Raw genomic sequence first — 17,666 nt, forward strand, 5'->3', positions numbered from 1 at the left:
TATTAAAATAATGGCATAAAAAAACTCCGATTTAAAATCGGAGTTTTTTTGTGTTTATAATTTTCGTCTAGCTTTTTCTTGTTTCAGTAAATTAAGCTCCCTACTAGTTTGTCCTGCAACCGATGTATTCTCTTCAGCGCGACGTATAAGATAAGGCATCACATCTTTAACGGGTCCAAAAGGCACATATTTAGCAACGTTATACCCTAAAGCAGCTAAGTTAAAACTAATATGATCACTCATACCGTATAACTGACCAAACCAAACATTATTATCATTTTTAGCAACTTTTAATTGCTTCATTAAATCCATCGCTAAATAGCAACTCAGCTCATTATGAGTTCCTATAAACAGAGATATTTTATTTAAATTATTTAAGATATACGCTAAGGTTTCATCAAAATTAGCATCTGTAGCAGCTTTATTTTCACAAATTGGAGACTCGTAACCTTTTTCTTCAGCACGATCACGCTCTTTTTCCATGTATGCGCCACGAACAATTTTAACACCTATTGTAAAATCACCAGCTTTTGCGCGCTCATGCAATCCTTTTAAATACGCTAATCTATCCCAACGATACGTTTGTAGTGTATTATAAACAATTGTTTTTCCGGTGTTATAAGTACGCATCATCTCCTCTACCAAATCATCAGCAGCATCTTGCATCCAGCTCTCTTCACCATCAATTAAAATCTCAACATCTTTTGCTTTCGCTAGCTCACAAACCTTATGAAAACGCGCCACAACACGATTCCATTCTTCAGTTTCAATAGCAGTAAACGCCTTACCTTCTCCTTTTTTCTGATACAAATGAAAACGTCCAAAACCTGTAGGTTTAAAAACCACAATTGGCATTGCTTCTTTTTCATCTCCAAAGCGAATAAGTTTGAGTGTTTTCTCCATAGCATCATCAAAATGCGACTCTATTTCTTTTCCTTCAACAGAAAAATCTAAAACAGAACACACGCCTTTGCTATGCATATCATCAATTACCCCCAAACAATCATCCTCGTTAACACCACCGCAAAAGTGATCAAAAACCGTAGCTCTAATCAATCCTTCAACAGGCAAATGCATTTTTAACGCAAAATGAGTTGCGGCCGTACCAATCTTAACCAAAGATTGATGAGAGATCATTTTAAATAAAAAATAAGCTCTTTTAAGCTCTCTATTGCTTTTTAACTGAAAAGCAACTTCTGTATTATCAAAAAAATTATTTGTCGTCATTGTAAAAAAATAAAGCAAATATATTTATTCATGTTTTAATAATTCAGTAAAATCTACTTAATTTCACAATCTCGAAAAAACATAATTACAAATGAAATCCATCACTACCGATACTTATACAGTCCACTTTAATTCAAACTGTTACACGCAACTTAACACCTATTTAAACACTGAGCAGTTTTCCAAAATTTTTATTTTAATTGATACTAATACACATAACTACTGCTTATCACACTTTATTCCGAAGTTAGAAACCACTGTTGATATTGAAATTATTGAGATTGAAGCCGGTGAACATCACAAAACTATTGAAACCTGCGTAGGCGTTTGGGAATCACTTTCTGAACTTGGTGCAGACCGAAAAAGCTTACTATTAAACCTTGGAGGTGGTGTTGTTACCGATTTAGGAGGGTTTGTTGCCTGTACTTTTAAGCGCGGTATTAAATATATAAACATCCCTACCTCACTACTCGCAATGGTAGACGCCTCAGTAGGAGGAAAAAACGGTGTAGACTTAGGTGTTTTAAAAAATCAAGTAGGTGTAATCAGTGCAGGAGAAATGGTGCTTATTGACACTGAATTCTTAGACACTTTACCTCAGAATCAACTAAAATCTGGGTTAGCAGAAATGTTAAAACACGGTTTAATTTACGATCGTAAATACTGGGACAAAATGACTGATTTATCTCAATTAACCCTAGAAGATTTAGATCAATTAATTTACGAATCGGTAATTATAAAGAAAGATATTGTTGAGAAAGATCCTTTTGAAAACAATATTAGAAAATCTCTAAACTATGGTCACACACTAGGACACGCTATTGAATCTTATTTTTTAAGCTCTCCTAAAAAGGAAGACCTTTTACACGGTGAAGCTATTGCTATAGGAATGATTTTGGCGACTTATATTTCTTCGGAATTATTAAATTTCCCTAAAGATGACTTAGAAATGATAAAAACAGTGATCATGAATACATTTAAACACGTAGATATATTAGCATCTGATCATGAAGCTATCATTGAACTTCTTAAATACGACAAGAAAAACGAACACGGAAATATAAACTTTGTACTTCTTGAAACCATAGGACAACCTAAAACTAACTGTATTGTTGATAACAAGCTTATTCTTGAAGCTTTTGCTTACTACAATCTATAAAACAACTAAAAAGAAGGCAGATTTTAAGTGAATTTCACCAAAAATCTACCTTCTTTTTTCTCTACTTTAAAGGTAACGCTCTTTAATAATCTTTATATGATGGTTTTCATGACCAACTATAATAAAACCAATAGCACGTACCGAAATAGGATGACTACTAGCAACCCCCATGCTTTTTAAAGCTACATCATTAAAACTTTCAAATAACGTTACGGTAGCTTTCCGTACCGCCATATACTCATCAATTAAAGATCGCATTGTTCTTTTTAAACAATTATAATGCGCCACATATTCGTCTTGCTCAAACCCTACTAAAGGTGTTTTATCTTGTCGCGCTATACGCAATGCTCGATATGCAAAAATACGCTCGGTATCAATAATATGGAGTAACACCTCTTTTATTGTCCACTTACCTTCCGCATATTTATAATCACACTTATCTTCTGGAATAGATTTAAAAAAAGCAACTAAAGCCTCCCCATTCAACACTAATCCTTTATTTAGGTCGTGCCCTTCAACGCAATTGATATAAGTTTCAAAATAGCCATTATACTCGTTTTCTTCTAATTGATGTACGGTCATGTTTTTATTTATTTCTGAATATTAAAAGTACAAAAAAAACCCTTTACTGCAGCGCAATAAAGGGTTGATATAAATATAATAATCAGTTTACATATCATTAAAGATAGTATGCATTAAACGTTTCTTATCATTTAAACTTTCTTCTAACGAAATCATCGTTTCAGTTCTATAAACACCATCTATATCATCTAATTTAAAAATTACATTCTTAGCATGATCCGTGTTTTTAGCTCTAATTTTACAGAAAATATTAAATTTTCCAGTTGTAATGTGTGCTACAGTTACAAATGGAATCTCATTAATACGTGCTAAAACAAATTTAGTTTGAGATGTATTTTGTAAAAACACCCCTACATAAGCTATAAATGAATAACCTAACTTCTTATAATCTAATGTTAAAGAAGACCCTTTAATTATTCCAGCCTCTTCCATTTTCTTAACTCTTACATGTACTGTTCCTGCAGAAATAACTAATTTTTTTGCTATATCTGTAAAAGGGATTCTAGTGTTATCAATTAACATATCTAGAATTTGGTGATCTATTTCGTCTAATTTAAACTTCGCCATTCGTCGTGATTCTTTGATTTTTTAAATAATAAACAAAAATAATACAAATTTATTGAATTATCTGCATCGAAAATTAAGTTTATGTTAATTTTAATGAATATAATTCATTATTTATAGATACGAAATCGTTTTCGCTACCTATTTCTAAAGCACACCCATTAACACCTAACACCTTATAACCATTAGCGTTAATCTCTTTATGACCAAAAAAACCATCTAAATTTGAGAATTTTGTAATTTTTGGAAAAAACTCGATCTTCCCTTCAACTAAAACTTCCTTATATAGTATAGCAATATCTCTAACAACTTCTTTACACTCAACAAGCACAATAGCATCTCTGATAATTATATCGTAAAACAATTTGCCGTTTTCTGGAATATCATTGTATGGTACATACTCAGAACCATCACATTTTGACGTTGCTATTTTATGAAGCCCTACCATTATAGATTCATACATGTATTGACGTGTTTTTTCACGCGCATAATCGTCTTTATAATGTCCTGCTTCAAACAAAATTGTAGGCACTTGCAATGTTTGAAACATATCCCCTACGCAATTTTTATTAAAACTATCGTCATAAACACCTACCTGATTAGGGATTTTAGTCTGCAAATGAGCATTCATTACCGCTATAACCTCCATTGCTTTTTTACGTGTTTCAGTAACTACACATGCAACATCTTCAGCAGGTGACAAGAAAGAAACCGTAGCAATATTATCAGTTTTACCTGCACTAAATATAGTACGCTGTCCATGTAAATTGAAACAAAAATTAGGTTTAAAATCATTAAACACATTTCGCAACACCACACTTTCTGGCTGAGAAAGATCAACTGCATCTCTATTTAAGTCTACTTTATTTGCATTTATTCGCGTGTAAACTTCAGCTCCATCTGGATTTAAAATAGGAATAATTTTAATTGTACATGATTTTAATATTACTTCAGACCATAAATCGTGAGCAATAAAAGTATTTAAAATATCAAAAACAGCCTTAGTAGTTGTTGATTCATTACCGTGCATTTGCGACCACATGAATATTTTTTTAGGCCCATTCCCTAAATTTATTGCATGAATTGGCAAGCCGTTTACAGATTTTCCAATAATTTCTACATCAAAAATTTCAGGTAATTTATCTAAAAGCGGAGCTATCATTTCGTTATTGATATACCTATGAGAAAGTGCCACTTCTTTGTGAGCAGCAAACAATTTATTTAAAGCATCTATTAACATCTCTTATTCTTTATGTTACAAAGGTAAACAATTGATGTTTTACATTTGTAAACTAGCTTGTTTACAAATGTTGTTTACAAAAGTAACCATAACAGCGCACGTATTTATTAAATACTGCTACAAAAGGAGTTTATAAAACCAACAACATGATTAAAGCAAAATAAAGCCCTATAATTCAGTCCTATAAGTAACATTACTTAAAGCTTTAGTTTACTCTATTTTCTGATTTTTGATATAATTATACTTTATGTTGATTAAATGTTTTACATTTGTAACACTTAAATTATATTAAAACAGTTTACAATGATAAACAACGCTGATTTTACAAAACGTTTACAAAAAGTGATTGATTACTACGGGGAATCGGCCTCTTCTTTTGCTGAAAAAATAGGTGTACAACGCTCTAGTATTTCACACATATTATCAGGTAGAAATAAGCCAAGTTTAGACTTTGTTTTGAAGATACTCACCTCCTTCCCTGAAGTAGAATTGTACTGGTTAATGAATGGAAAAGGAAATTTTCCTGCTCAAGAAAAAACAGCAAAAATTTTAACTCCCGAAAAAACACCTGTTGTAAAAATTGAAAAAGAGACTAAGCCAGAAGTGAAAACTGAAAGTGAAATTTTTAAAACTTTTTCTTCCAAAGAAAAAACAATTGATAAGATTGTAATTTTTTATACCGACGGAACATTCAAAGATTTCAAGAAAGAATAATTTGTTTTAGTAAATTTGTAACTTCAAATTATACACATGAAATTTATACTACCTATTTTCGTTTTAGCATTTTTTACATCTTGCTATTCTCCAGAAAGAAATTGTTCAGATTTTAAAACTGGAACTTTTGAATTTAATTACACAATTGACGGTATTGAAAAAACTGGAACTTTTGTAAGAACCGAAAAATACAATATTGATTATTTTGAAAATAAAATTGACACCGCGTCTATAAGATGGATTAACGATTGTGAATTTATTCAGAAAGCAAAACATCCAAAAAGCAAATCGGAAGAAGATGCTATTCATTTTAAAATATTATCAACTACAGATAGCACTTATACTTTTGAATATAAATTAGCTGTTAAAAAAATGAGTAAAAAAAACAATACTATAAAAGGTACTGCTAAAAAAATTAAATAAGCTTCAGTTTTTTTCTACACAAAAAAACAGCTCTTATTAAAGTGCAAATAAGCGCATTTTAAAGTTTTCGTATACACAATTAGATTTACCTCTATTTTTCGCTCTAAAATCGCTTTATAAATCAAAAAAGCCGCTTAACACATAAAATGTTAAGCGGCTTTTTATTTATTATTAACAACTACAATATCTAAAATAAAGCAGTCTGAGAATCATCGTCATCATCAGATCCATCTTCAGAATCTACTGAAGTTTCAACTGTATTTTCTTCTACCTCATAAGGTAACGACTCCAGTATATTTACTTGCTTAACCTTATCTCGCGTTAGCTGATTACCAAGTGCCGAAATTCCTTTAATAGAGATAAATTCTTCTAAATTAACTTCTAAATTATTCTTACGATCTTTTCCTCGTTCTTTTGTAAATTCAAGTTCAACCATAGGTCTCCAATCTGTAGAGACTACTTCTAATTGAGATGCTGGATGTTCCGAGATAAAGACATCTTCACGACCTTCGGTTTCAACTAAAAATCGTTTTACATAATAGAGTTCTTTTTCACCATTGTAATAAATAGCAGAAATAGGTTTGTTTGGAATCCATTTTTCCATCACAATCATATCGGCATCAAAATGCGCAGTCATTTCTGGAACTATTGTTTTTATAATTCCAGATTGTGTGATAATTAAAATACGGTCTTCTCCTTTAAACTCCCCTACAAGATCACCTCTACCATCTACATTTAATCTTTTTACAGTATCATCAAACCAAATTTTACGCGGCTTTAATGTAGAGACTCCTTTTTCTTTTAAATCAATACGCTTAATAGGATATTTAGTAACTAAGTTTCCTTTTGAAGCGCGTCCTTTAATTAAGATTTCAGCAAAATCAATATCCCACTTTAATTTCTTAATACTCCCTACCTGTCTTAATAACACAGTTACAACCTCTGCTTCTCCGTTTGGATTTGCTGAAAAATACCACATTACAGAATTTTTACTTCCGTTAGTTAAATCGTATTCTCTATCTCTAGTTATTGAGGTTACTGCAAATCGTTTTACATAAGTTGGTCCGGATCTTGCGTCGCGATACATCATATTATATATGGTGCGTTTATCTTTTTTCTTAAAGACGGCAACGTGAATAATATCTTTTCCTACAAATGTTTTGCTATCTACTTTTGTAACCATCATTTTACCCTCTTTGGTAAATACAATAATATCATCAATATCACTACAATCGCAAACATATTCGTCGCGTTTTAAAGCTGTACCAACAAAACCTTCTTCTCTATTAACGTATAGTTTTGTATTACGGATAATTACTTTTGTAGCATCAACATCATCAAAAATTCTAATTTCTGTTTTACGCTCGCGTCCTTCTCCATATTCTTTTTTAAGACGTTCAAAGTATGCAATCGCATAAACGATAAGATTTGCCAAATGATGTTTCACTTCTGCAATTTGATCTTCAAGTGCATCAATTTTTTGTTGTGCTTTATCAATATCAAATTTTGAGATACGTTTAATTCGTATTTCTGTTAAACGTGTAATATCTTCAACAGTTATTGCTCGTTTTAAATGTTTTATATGTGGCTGAAGTCCGCGATCAATTGCAGCAATAACACCATCCCAAGTTTCCTCTTCTTCAATATCACGATAAATTCTATTTTCAATAAAAATTCGTTCTAAAGATGCAAAGTGCCATTGTTCTTCAAATTCACTTAATTTAATTTCTAATTCTTGCTTAAGAAGTTGTACGGTATTATCTGTACTTCGTCTTAGCATTTCGGTAACTCCTACAAATAGCGGTTTATTATCTTCAATTACACAACCTAAAGGAGAAATTGAACTTTCGCAATTTGTAAATGCGTATAAAGCATCAATGGTTTTGTCTGGAGAAATTCCGGCAGGTAAATGCACTAATATTTCTACATTAGCAGCTGTGTTATCTTCAATTTTTTTAATCTTAATTTTACCTTTATCGTTGGCTTTTAAGACTGAATCAATTAATGATGATGTATTAGTTCCGAAAGGAATCTCGGTAATTACCAAAGTATTTTTATCGAGTTGAGAAATTTTTGCACGTACGCGTACTTTCCCTCCTCTTAATCCGTCATTATAATTAGAAACATCTGCTATTCCTGATGTTGGAAAATCTGGATATATTGTAAATCGTTTTCCGTTTAAGTGTTTTACTGAAGCATCAATAAGTTCAATAAAATTATGAGGTAAAATTTTGGTAGATAATCCTACTGCAATTCCTTCTCCACCTTGCGCTAAAAGCAACGGAAACATTACAGGTAAATTAACAGGTTCTTTACGACGGCCATCATAACTAGATTGCCATTCTGTGATTTTTGGATTAAAAACCACATCTAAACCAAATTTTGAAATTCGGGCTTCAATATAACGAGAAGCAGCTGCGCTATCTCCTGTTAAAATATTACCCCAGTTTCCTTGTGTGTCAATTAACAAATCTTTTTGACCAATTTGTACCATAGCATCAGCAATACTGGCATCTCCGTGAGGATGATACTGCATGGTATGCCCAACAATATTTGCTACTTTATTGTAACGACCATCATCTAAATCTTTCATAGAATGCATGATACGTCGTTGCACAGGTTTAAAACCGTCTTCAATTGCAGGAACTGCACGTTCTAAAATTACATAAGAAGCGTAATCTAGAAACCAATCTTTAAACATGCCAGTAACTCGTGTAATAGTTTCCTGACTGCTATCTTCATGTTCGTTTAACAAATTGTCGTTGTCTTCGCTCATTAACTATTATTTCGGTTATTTTTAATCATTTTACTCAAAGATTGTTTTATATAACGTTGCTTTTTTTTAGAAACCAACGAAATATTAAAACTATGTTTTTTTTGTTTCGAACTATTCCGTCCTTTAACATATATTGTTAATCGTTTATATATTAAAAGGTTTGTAAATTCAAATGCTACTAATTGCTCTTTATCAAATTCTACTTTATATTCTCGATAATTTACATATTCAGAAAGTAACAAACCTCTGTGTAGTATGACAACTTTTACACCATCACTATCGTATTCAAAAAATTTAGAAATAATATATACTAAAACAAATAAAATAATAAATGCTACTATTATTATTCCTGAGATTAAAAAAGGATTACTTGTAACTTCGCTAAAAGCATTAAATACAGTTGCACTTAATATAGCTAAGACAATTAGTATGAAATAGACAGATATTATAGTGTTTGTTACTTCTATATTATTTGTTCTCATTCTACATGTCTTCTACAATATCCAATTCTACTTTTAAATTCTTTATAATAAACTCTTGTCGTGTTGGTGTGTTTTTTCCCATGTAAAATGATAATAACTCTTCAACAGACATATCTTTATCTAACATTACAGGATCTAAACGAATATTTTCACCTATAAAATGCACAAACTCATCTGGAGAAATTTCACCTAAACCTTTAAATCGAGTAATTTCTGGTTTTGGTTTTAATTTTTCAACAGCATTTCGTCGCTCTTCTTCCGAATAACAATAAATAGTTTCTTTTTTATTTCGAACTCTAAAAAGCGGTGTTTGCAAAATATACAAATGCCCTTCTTTAATTACTTCAGGGAAAAACTGCAAAAAGAATGTAATTAACAATAATCTAATATGCATTCCATCCACATCGGCATCGGTAGCGATTACTACATTATTATAACGTAAATCTTCTAAAGATTCTTCAATATTTAATGCGGCTTGAAGGAGGTTAAATTCTTCGTTTTCGTAAACTATTTTTTTACTCAGTCCGTAGCAATTTAAAGGTTTTCCTTTTAAACTGAATACCGCTTGTGTGTTTACATCACGTGATTTTGTAATACTCCCAGAAGCAGAATCTCCCTCGGTAATAAACAAGGTAGTTTCTAGGTTTCTTCCGTTTTTAGCATCACCAAAATGCACACGACAATCTCTTAATTTTTTATTGTGAAGATTAGATTTTTTAGCTCTGTCTTTAGCTAATTTTCTAATTCCGGATAATTCTTTACGTTCACGTTCTGCTTGTAAAATTTTACGTTGAATTTTCTCAGCCGTATCTGTGTTCTTATGTAAATAATTATCTAAATATTTTTTTAAGAAGTCATTAATATAAGTTCTTACCGTTGGTAAGTCGCCTCCCATATCGGTTGAACCTAATTTGGTTTTTGTTTGACTCTCAAAAACAGGTTCCATTACTTTTATAGAAATAGCCGAAACTACAGATTTTCTAACATCTGATGCTTCGTAGTTTTTACCATAAAATTCGCGTATAGTTTTTACTAATGCTTCTCTAAATGCAGATAAGTGTGTTCCACCTTGAGTGGTGTTTTGCCCATTAACAAACGAGTGATATTCTTCGCTGTATTGAGTTTTACTATGAGTTAAAGCTACTTCAATATCATCACCTTTAAGATGAATAATTGGGTAAGCTAAATCTTCTTCCTTAATATTTTCAGCTAATAAATCTTTCAATCCATTTTCACTGTAATATTTTTCACCATTAAAAACAATGGTTAATCCTGGATTTAAGTACACGTAATTTTTAAGCATTTTTGCTACATACTCATTACGATACTTATAGTTTTTAAAGATGATTTCATCTGGAACAAAAGATACTTTAGTTCCTTTTCTACGAGATGTATCATCTAATAAATCTTCGTTGGTAAGATTTCCTTGTCCAAATTCTGCAGAAGCAGATCTTCCATCTCTTGTAGATTCTACTCTAAAATAAGAAGATAATGCATTTACTGCTTTTGTACCAACTCCATTTAGTCCTACCGATTTTTTAAAGGCACGAGAATCGTACTTCCCACCGGTATTCATTTTTGAAACCACATCAACAACTTTACCTAAAGGGATACCACGACCGTAATCTCTTACAATCACTTTACTTCCTTGAATAGAAATCTCAATAATTTTACCCGCACCCATAACATACTCATCAATAGAGTTATCGAGCACTTCTTTTAGTAAAATATAAATTCCATCGTCGGGAGATGACCCATCACCAAGCTTCCCAATATACATTCCAGGACGCATACGGATGTGTTCTTTCCAGTCGAGGGAGCGTATATTATCTTCGGTATAGTCGGTTTCTTGAGACATAAAATGTAACGATTTTATTGAGTAAGTTGCTAAGATAATACATAGCATTAAAATATGAAATACTAAGTTACAAAGTAATTAACAATCACCTAAAATAAGTAGAGAATTAATTTAATTTAACACAAAACATTCCTATATAAATGTTTTATTTTGCTTTATTTGTATATGAAGCAGAAATTAAAATCTGAACACACCAGAGATATCATTCTAAAAAGTGCTTTCGAATCTTTTTTTGAAAACGGATTTCAAGCCACTAGTATCGATCAAATTATGGATAGAACAGCATTATCAAAAGGTGCTTTTTACCACCATTTTAAAAACAAAAAGGAACTTGGCGAACTTATTATTTCAACAACTGTTAAAGATCGTATTTACAAACAGATGATTTTACCTTTATTTAATGATGATAGCCCAAAAGTGCTCTTAAAAACAGTGTTTATCAATAAGGTGAAAACCTTATCTGATTTTGAAAAAACACATGGCTGTCCCGCAAATAGTTTAATAAATGAAATAGGAAATAAAGAATCTGTTTATCAAAGTGCCTTAAAACGTATTATTGAAGAATGGAAATCGGCCTTAGCGGCAGTGATTGAACGCGGTAAATATTTGGGGCAATTTAAACCTACAACTAATAGCGAGTCCATAGCACTTTATCTTATTAGTGCTTTTGAAGGTTTTAGAGGAATAAACACCTTATATTTAGATGATTACGCGATTAATCATTATATAATTGCGATTGAGACAACTATTGATAACTTATAAAACATACCGTAACGTACGTAACAACAGATATTATGAAAAATAACAGAAGAGATTTTATTAAAAAATCAGCAATAACAGGAATAGCAACATTAGTAACACCAACCATTATGATGAGTAACACCACAGATCAAGAAAACTTAACAGCAATAGCACCAGCTTTAACAAAACGCCCGAAAGTTTTATTTTTTGATGTTAATGAAACATTATTAGACTTAACAGCAATGAAAGAAAGTGTTGGAAAGGCTTTAAACGGAAGAACAGAATTACTTCCATTATGGTTTACAACAATGTTACAATATTCATTAGTATCTACTGTTGCTAATCAATATGAAGGGTTTGCAGTAATTGGAGCCGCAGCTTTACGTATGGTAGGAAGAAACAATGGCATTGAACTTACCGAAGCTGAAGCTAAAGATGCTATCGTAACTCCAATACGTTCTTTACCTGCGCATCCAGAAGTTAGAAAAGCATTAGAAGCACTTAGAGCTGACGGTTATAAATTAGTATCTTTCACAAATTCATCAAATAAGGGTGTTGAAACTCAATTTATAAACTCTGGTTTAATTGATTTATTTGACGAACGCTTAAGCGTGGAAGACATCGGGAAATTTAAACCACATGCAGATACCTATCAATGGGCAGCAAGAAAAATGAATATTGCTCCAGAAGACTGTTTATTAGTCGCAGCTCACGGTTGGGATGTTGCAGGTGCACAATGGGCAGGTTGGAAAGCAGCATTTGTTGCAAGACCAGGACAGCAAGTTTACCCGTTAGCGCCTACTCCACATATTAACGAAACAGATTTACTTAAAGTAGCTAAACAATTAATGGCTATTAAATAAGTTTCATTTTATAGTATAAAAAAAACCAACGCTTATCGCGTTGGTTTTTTTATTTATATGTATTTCGTTTTTATACGTTGAATAAGAAATGCATAACATCTCCATCTTTAACAATGTAGTTTTTACCTTCTACACGCATTTTTCCAGCTTCTTTCACTTTAGCTTCACTTCCGTATTCTGCATAATCATTATACCCAATAACTTCAGCTCTAATAAAACCTTTTTCAAAATCAGTATGAATTACTCCTGCTGCTTGTGGCGCTGATGCACCAACATCAATAGTCCAAGCTCTTACTTCTTTTACACCTGCAGTAAAATAAGTTTGTAGGTTTAATAATTTGTAAGCCGAACGAATTAATTTTGAAGCTCCTGGCTCTTCCAGTCCAATGTCTTGTAAAAACATTTGACGTTCTTCATAATCATCCAACTCATTAATATCTGCTTCTGTACCAACTGCTAATACTAAAACTTCAGCATTTTCATCTTTTACAGCTTCTTTAACTAAATCAACATATTTGTTTCCTGTTGCAGCAGCATCTTCATCTACATTACAAACATACATTACTGGTTTATCTGTAATTAATTGAGAAGGCTTAACATATTCAGCATAATCTTCTTCAGAAAACTCTAAAGCTCTTACAGATGTTCCAGCCTCTAAGGCCGCTTTAATTTTTAATAAAACCGCTTCTTCTTTTTGAGCTTCTTTATTACCTGTTCTTGAAGCACGTTTTACTTTCTCTAATTTCTTATCGATCGTTTCTAAATCCTTCAATTGTAATTCCATATCGATAGTTTCCTTATCTCTAATAGGGTCTACATTTCCATCAACATGAATAATATTATCATTATCAAAACAACGTAATACATGTAAAATAGCATCTGTTTCACGAATATTTGCTAAAAACTGATTCCCTAAACCTTCACCTTTACTTGCTCCTTTTACTAAACCAGCAATATCAACAATCTCTACTGTTGCAGGAAGTACACGTTCTGGAACCACTAATTCTTCAAGTTTTTCTAATCTTGAATCTGGTACGTTTACCACACCAATATTAGGTTCAATAGTACAAAATGGAAAATTCGCACTTTGCGCTTTTGCATTTGATAAACAATTGAATAAGGTTGATTTTCCTACGTTTGGTAATCCTACAATTCCTGCTTTCATTTTTGTTATAGATAATTAGGTTTTAAAAAATCGCCACCCTTTAATATGGGTTTTTGCGAGTGCAAAGATAAGTATTTCCTTGATTAGAAAGTACACCGATTGCAAATTGTTTTGTCATCGACCTAAAGTTTCAATTTATTATTATTTTTCAGCAGAAAAAAAGGCGTAAAAAATCCCAAACAAATTTGTTTGGGATTAATATGTTTTGAATATGAAGATTTAAAATCTAGTTATCTGGGTGCATAAATGCTTGTTTTCCTAGTAACGCTTCTTCTGTTTCTACATGATCGTCATCAGGAACACAACAATCTACTGGGCAAACTGCCGCACATTGTGGTTCTTCATGAAATCCTTTACATTCAGTACATTTATCGGGTACAATATAATAAATCTCGTCACTTATAGGCTCTTGTGCATCATCAGCATCAACAGCATGACCATTAGGAAGCACTAATTTTCCTTTTAAACTTGTTCCATCATTATACCTCCAATCATCTGCACCTTCGTATATTGCTGTATTTGGGCATTCGGGTTCGCATGCACCACAATTTATACATTCGTCTGTGATAATTATTGCCATAGCATTTTTCTATTTCAGAGTTTAATTTTTCTAACTTTGCACAAAAATAAAGCCAAAACCATTCATAACCAAATACAGAATGAATTTACAGCAAAGAATTGATGCATTTGTAAAACTAGGAGAATTTTTAAGTCAATTTTCTACCGAAGGTATTTCAAAAAAAGAAGATATTCCGTTTAACGATTTATTTTTTGACGGGTTTCAACATCAAATAAAACTCGCTCAAGAACATAACGGATGGTTCACAAAAAAAAATATATTGTTCACATTAACCCAATGGGCTGATGCGTTAACAGAAACCAACCTCAATACGTGGTTAAAACCTTATAATTTTAATGCTACTTCTTCTAAAAAAGTCGCAATAATTATGGCTGGAAATATTCCGCTAGTAGGATTTCACGATTTCTTATCGGTCTTAATCTCTGGTCATGAAGTTATAGTAAAACAATCTAGTAATGACAAACAGTTATTACCTTTCTTGTCTAAATATTTAGAGCACGTTGCTCCTGAATTTAAAGGTAAAATGTCTTTTACAGAAGGAAGATTAGATACTTTTGAAGCTGTAATTGCTACCGGAAGTGATAATACGGCGCGTTATTTTGAATACTATTTTAAAGGAAAGCCGTCAATTATTAGAAATAATAGAAATTCAGTAGCTGTTTTAAACGGCAAAGAAACTGAAGAAGAATTAACCGCTTTATCTGAAGATATTTTTAGATACTACGGATTAGGTTGCCGAAATGTTTCAAAATTATTAGTCCCTAAAGATTATGATTTTCAAGCCTTCTTTCAAGCTATGTATCACTGGAATCCTATTATTAACGAAGCCAAATACGCCAATAATTACGACTATAATAAAGCCGTATACCTAATGAGCGAATTTGCCATGTTAGAAAACGGATTTTTAATGATTAAAGAAGATAAAAGCTTCGCCTCCCCTATTGCAACTGTATTTTACGAATATTATGATTCTGAAAACGAATTAAACACATTATTAACGGATAATAAAGACCGCATACAGTGTGTAGTTAGCAATAATACCGAAATTACAAAAATTGCTTTTGGAGAAACACAACAACCTAAGCTTTGGGATTATGCAGATAATATAGATAGTATTGAATTTTTAATAAAACTATAGCCTATAAATTATCAATTTATTAACTAATTTTTTATAAGAATTTAGCACCTTTGTTGATATCTCAATAAACAACACAAAACAACACAAAACAACACAACCATATCATGAAAAAACATAATTTTAGTGCCGGTCCATGCATTTTACCAGAAGAAGTAACACAAAAAGCTTCAGAAGCAATTTTAAATTTTGATGAAGGATTATCATTATTAGAAATTTCTCACAGAAGTAAAGCTTTTGTTGATGTTATGGAAAACGCAAGAACATTGGCTCTTGAGTTGTTAGGATTAGAAGGAAAAGGTTATAAAGCTTTGTTTTTACAAGGTGGTGCAAGTACACAATTTTTAATGGTGGCACTTAACTTATTAGAAAAACGCGCTGGATACCTAAACACAGGAACCTGGAGTGATAAAGCGATAAAAGAAGCGAAAATTTACGATGATATTTATGAAGTAGCCTCATCAAAAGACGCGAACTATAACTACATTCCTAAAGGATTTGATATCTCACCAGATTACGATTACTTTCATTGTACATCAAATAACACCATTTTTGGAACACAAATGAAAGCATTCCCTAACTCACCCGTACCAATGGTATGTGATATGAGTAGTGATATTTTTTCTCGTGCTATCGATTATTCTCAATTTGATCTTATATACGCCGGAGCTCAAAAAAACATGGGACCAGCAGGAACAACTCTTGTAGTAATAAAAGAAGATATTTTAGGAAAAGTATCTCGTAAAATTCCTTCAATGATGAACTACAAAACTCACATTGATAAAAGTAGTATGTTTAACACCCCTCCTGTTTTTGCCGTTTATACCTCAATGTTAACACTAGAATGGCTTAAAAAATTAGGTGGAGTATCAGCAATTGAAAAAGAAAACGAGAAAAAAGCACGCTTAATTTATTCAGAAATAGATTTAAACCCATTATTTAAAGGATTTGCAGCCAAAGCAGACCGCTCAATGATGAATGCCACTTTTAATCTTACAAACGACGATTTAAAAGAAACGTTTGATACTATGGTGAAAGAAGCAGGAGTTAGCGGTATTAACGGACACAGAAGTGTTGGTGGTTACAGAGCCTCAATGTACAACGCACTACCATTAGAAAGTGTAGGAACATTAGTAGATGTAATGAGCGAATTAGAACGAAAAGCATAACAACACAAACATAATAACAACATGAAAGTTTTAGCTAACGACGGAGTTTCACAAAGTGGTATTGACGCCTTAGAACAAGGTGGATTTGAAGTCATCACAACAACAGTTGCACAAGAACAACTTATCAATTACATCAACGAAAACACTATTGATGTACTATTAGTAAGAAGCGCTACAAAAGTAAGAAAAGATATTATTGACGCTTGCCCATCATTAAAAATTATTGGTCGTGGTGGTGTTGGTATGGACAATATTGATGTAGAATATGCACGTAGTAAAGATGTTCACGTCATTAATACACCTGCAGCCTCATCGCAGTCGGTTGCCGAATTAGTTTTTGCTCATTTATTTGGAGCTGTAAGATTTTTACACGATTCTAACAGAAATATGCCATTAGACGGTGATACAAAATTTAAATCCTTAAAGAAAAACTACGCTAATGGTGTAGAATTAAGAGGAAAAACATTAGGTATTATTGGTTTTGGACGTATTGGTAGAGAGGTTGCCAAAATTGCTTTAGGAGTAGGTATGAAAGTGATTGCAAGTGATAAATTTGTAGGAAAAGCTGAAATAAAAGTTGAATTTTATAACGGTCAGTTTATAAATGTTGAAATAGAAACACAACCTATGGAAGACATTCTTAAAGAAGCAGACTTTGTAACACTTCACGTACCAGCACAAGACGATTACATTATTGGAAAAGCACAATTTGACATGATGAAAGACGGTACTGGTATTATTAACGCTGCTCGTGGTGGTGTTATTAATGAAGTAGAACTTGTAAGCGCATTAACTAAAGGTAAAATTGCTTTTGCTGGTTTAGATACTTTTGAAAGCGAACCAACTCCTGCAGTACAAATATTAATGAACGGAAGAATCTCTCTTACACCTCACATTGGTGCAGCAACTAACGAAGCGCAAGATAGAATTGGAACAGAATTAGCATCACAAATAATTAGTTTATTAAAAACTAAATCTGCATAAAAGT

Annotated in this window: 17 protein-coding genes; 8 read left to right on the top strand and 9 right to left on the bottom strand. The window is 32.1% G+C overall.

Annotation, left to right across the window (positions count from 1 at the left end; all coding sequences use genetic code 11):
- Positions 1-54: 54 nt before the first annotated feature.
- Positions 55-1,227 carry a proline dehydrogenase family protein gene (locus tag ACU4C5_RS13905; protein WP_446844812.1) on the bottom strand — a complete coding sequence of 391 codons (1,173 nt, stop codon included), beginning with the start codon at positions 1,225-1,227 and terminating at the stop codon, positions 55-57.
- Between the two features lie 91 nt (positions 1,228-1,318).
- Between ACU4C5_RS13905 and aroB the strand changes: the two genes are divergently transcribed.
- Positions 1,319-2,386, top strand: a complete 1,068-nt coding sequence (aroB, locus tag ACU4C5_RS13910) for a 3-dehydroquinate synthase (RefSeq protein ID WP_446844813.1) — start codon at positions 1,319-1,321, stop codon at positions 2,384-2,386.
- Between the two features lie 66 nt (positions 2,387-2,452).
- On the opposite strand, the gene ACU4C5_RS13915 is transcribed toward aroB, so the two are convergent.
- The 3 genes from ACU4C5_RS13915 to ACU4C5_RS13925 all read right to left on the bottom strand — a co-directional run bounded on the left by ACU4C5_RS13915 (position 2,453) and on the right by ACU4C5_RS13925 (position 4,772).
- Complete coding sequence (locus ACU4C5_RS13915) at positions 2,453-2,968, bottom strand: DinB family protein (protein WP_446844814.1); 516 nt, start codon at positions 2,966-2,968, stop codon at positions 2,453-2,455.
- 87 nt (positions 2,969-3,055) lie between these two features.
- A complete protein-coding gene (locus ACU4C5_RS13920; protein WP_446844815.1) occupies positions 3,056-3,535 on the bottom strand; it encodes an Lrp/AsnC family transcriptional regulator in 480 nt (159 codons plus the stop codon).
- Between the two features lie 79 nt (positions 3,536-3,614).
- On the bottom strand, positions 3,615-4,772 hold the full coding sequence (locus ACU4C5_RS13925; protein WP_446844816.1) for a M14 family zinc carboxypeptidase: 1,158 nt from the start codon (positions 4,770-4,772) through the stop codon (positions 3,615-3,617).
- Positions 4,773-5,075: 303 nt separating this feature from the next.
- On the opposite strand from ACU4C5_RS13925, the gene ACU4C5_RS13930 reads away from it, so the two are divergent.
- Positions 5,076-5,486, top strand: a complete 411-nt coding sequence (locus ACU4C5_RS13930; RefSeq protein ID WP_446844817.1) for a helix-turn-helix domain-containing protein — start codon at positions 5,076-5,078, stop codon at positions 5,484-5,486.
- Positions 5,487-5,522: 36 nt separating this feature from the next.
- Positions 5,523-5,909 (top strand): hypothetical protein, encoded by a 387-nt coding sequence (locus tag ACU4C5_RS13935; protein WP_446844818.1) that lies wholly within the window; start codon positions 5,523-5,525, stop codon positions 5,907-5,909.
- 187 nt (positions 5,910-6,096) lie between these two features.
- On the opposite strand, the gene ACU4C5_RS13940 is transcribed toward ACU4C5_RS13935, so the two are convergent.
- From ACU4C5_RS13940 to ACU4C5_RS13950, 3 genes are read right to left on the bottom strand one after another with little or no spacing between them, the layout of a single operon-like run.
- A complete protein-coding gene (locus tag ACU4C5_RS13940; RefSeq protein ID WP_446844819.1) occupies positions 6,097-8,685 on the bottom strand; it encodes a DNA gyrase/topoisomerase IV subunit A in 2,589 nt (862 codons plus the stop codon).
- Positions 8,685-9,167, bottom strand: a complete 483-nt coding sequence (locus ACU4C5_RS13945; protein WP_446844820.1) for a hypothetical protein — start codon at positions 9,165-9,167, stop codon at positions 8,685-8,687. The genes ACU4C5_RS13940 and ACU4C5_RS13945 overlap by 1 nt, the downstream gene beginning before the upstream one ends.
- A gap of 1 nt (position 9,168) precedes the next feature.
- The gene (locus ACU4C5_RS13950; protein ID WP_446844821.1) at positions 9,169-11,025 is read right to left on the bottom strand and encodes a DNA topoisomerase IV subunit B; all 1,857 of its coding nucleotides are present in this window, start codon (positions 11,023-11,025) and stop codon (positions 9,169-9,171) included.
- A gap of 165 nt (positions 11,026-11,190) precedes the next feature.
- On the opposite strand from ACU4C5_RS13950, the gene ACU4C5_RS13955 reads away from it, so the two are divergent.
- The gene (locus ACU4C5_RS13955; RefSeq protein WP_446844822.1) at positions 11,191-11,787 is read left to right on the top strand and encodes a TetR/AcrR family transcriptional regulator; all 597 of its coding nucleotides are present in this window, start codon (positions 11,191-11,193) and stop codon (positions 11,785-11,787) included.
- Between the two features lie 32 nt (positions 11,788-11,819).
- The gene (locus ACU4C5_RS13960) at positions 11,820-12,629 is read left to right on the top strand and encodes a haloacid dehalogenase type II (RefSeq protein ID WP_446844823.1); all 810 of its coding nucleotides are present in this window, start codon (positions 11,820-11,822) and stop codon (positions 12,627-12,629) included.
- A 70-nt stretch (positions 12,630-12,699) separates the two neighbouring features.
- On the opposite strand, the gene ychF is transcribed toward ACU4C5_RS13960, so the two are convergent.
- Both ychF and ACU4C5_RS13970 read right to left on the bottom strand, forming a co-directional pair.
- Positions 12,700-13,794 carry a redox-regulated ATPase YchF gene (gene ychF / locus ACU4C5_RS13965; RefSeq protein ID WP_446844824.1) on the bottom strand — a complete coding sequence of 365 codons (1,095 nt, stop codon included), beginning with the start codon at positions 13,792-13,794 and terminating at the stop codon, positions 12,700-12,702.
- Between the two features lie 226 nt (positions 13,795-14,020).
- The gene (locus tag ACU4C5_RS13970) at positions 14,021-14,374 is read right to left on the bottom strand and encodes a 4Fe-4S dicluster domain-containing protein (protein WP_446844825.1); all 354 of its coding nucleotides are present in this window, start codon (positions 14,372-14,374) and stop codon (positions 14,021-14,023) included.
- Positions 14,375-14,453: 79 nt separating this feature from the next.
- Between ACU4C5_RS13970 and ACU4C5_RS13975 the strand changes: the two genes are divergently transcribed.
- From ACU4C5_RS13975 to ACU4C5_RS13985, 3 genes are all read left to right on the top strand, one after another.
- A complete protein-coding gene (locus tag ACU4C5_RS13975; protein WP_446844826.1) occupies positions 14,454-15,512 on the top strand; it encodes an acyl-CoA reductase in 1,059 nt (352 codons plus the stop codon).
- Between the two features lie 104 nt (positions 15,513-15,616).
- The gene (serC, locus tag ACU4C5_RS13980; RefSeq protein WP_446844827.1) at positions 15,617-16,678 is read left to right on the top strand and encodes a 3-phosphoserine/phosphohydroxythreonine transaminase; all 1,062 of its coding nucleotides are present in this window, start codon (positions 15,617-15,619) and stop codon (positions 16,676-16,678) included.
- A gap of 21 nt (positions 16,679-16,699) precedes the next feature.
- Complete coding sequence (locus tag ACU4C5_RS13985) at positions 16,700-17,662, top strand: D-2-hydroxyacid dehydrogenase (protein WP_446844828.1); 963 nt, start codon at positions 16,700-16,702, stop codon at positions 17,660-17,662.
- Positions 17,663-17,666 lie beyond the last annotated feature (4 nt).

This window comes from Lacinutrix undariae (assembly GCF_052934785.1).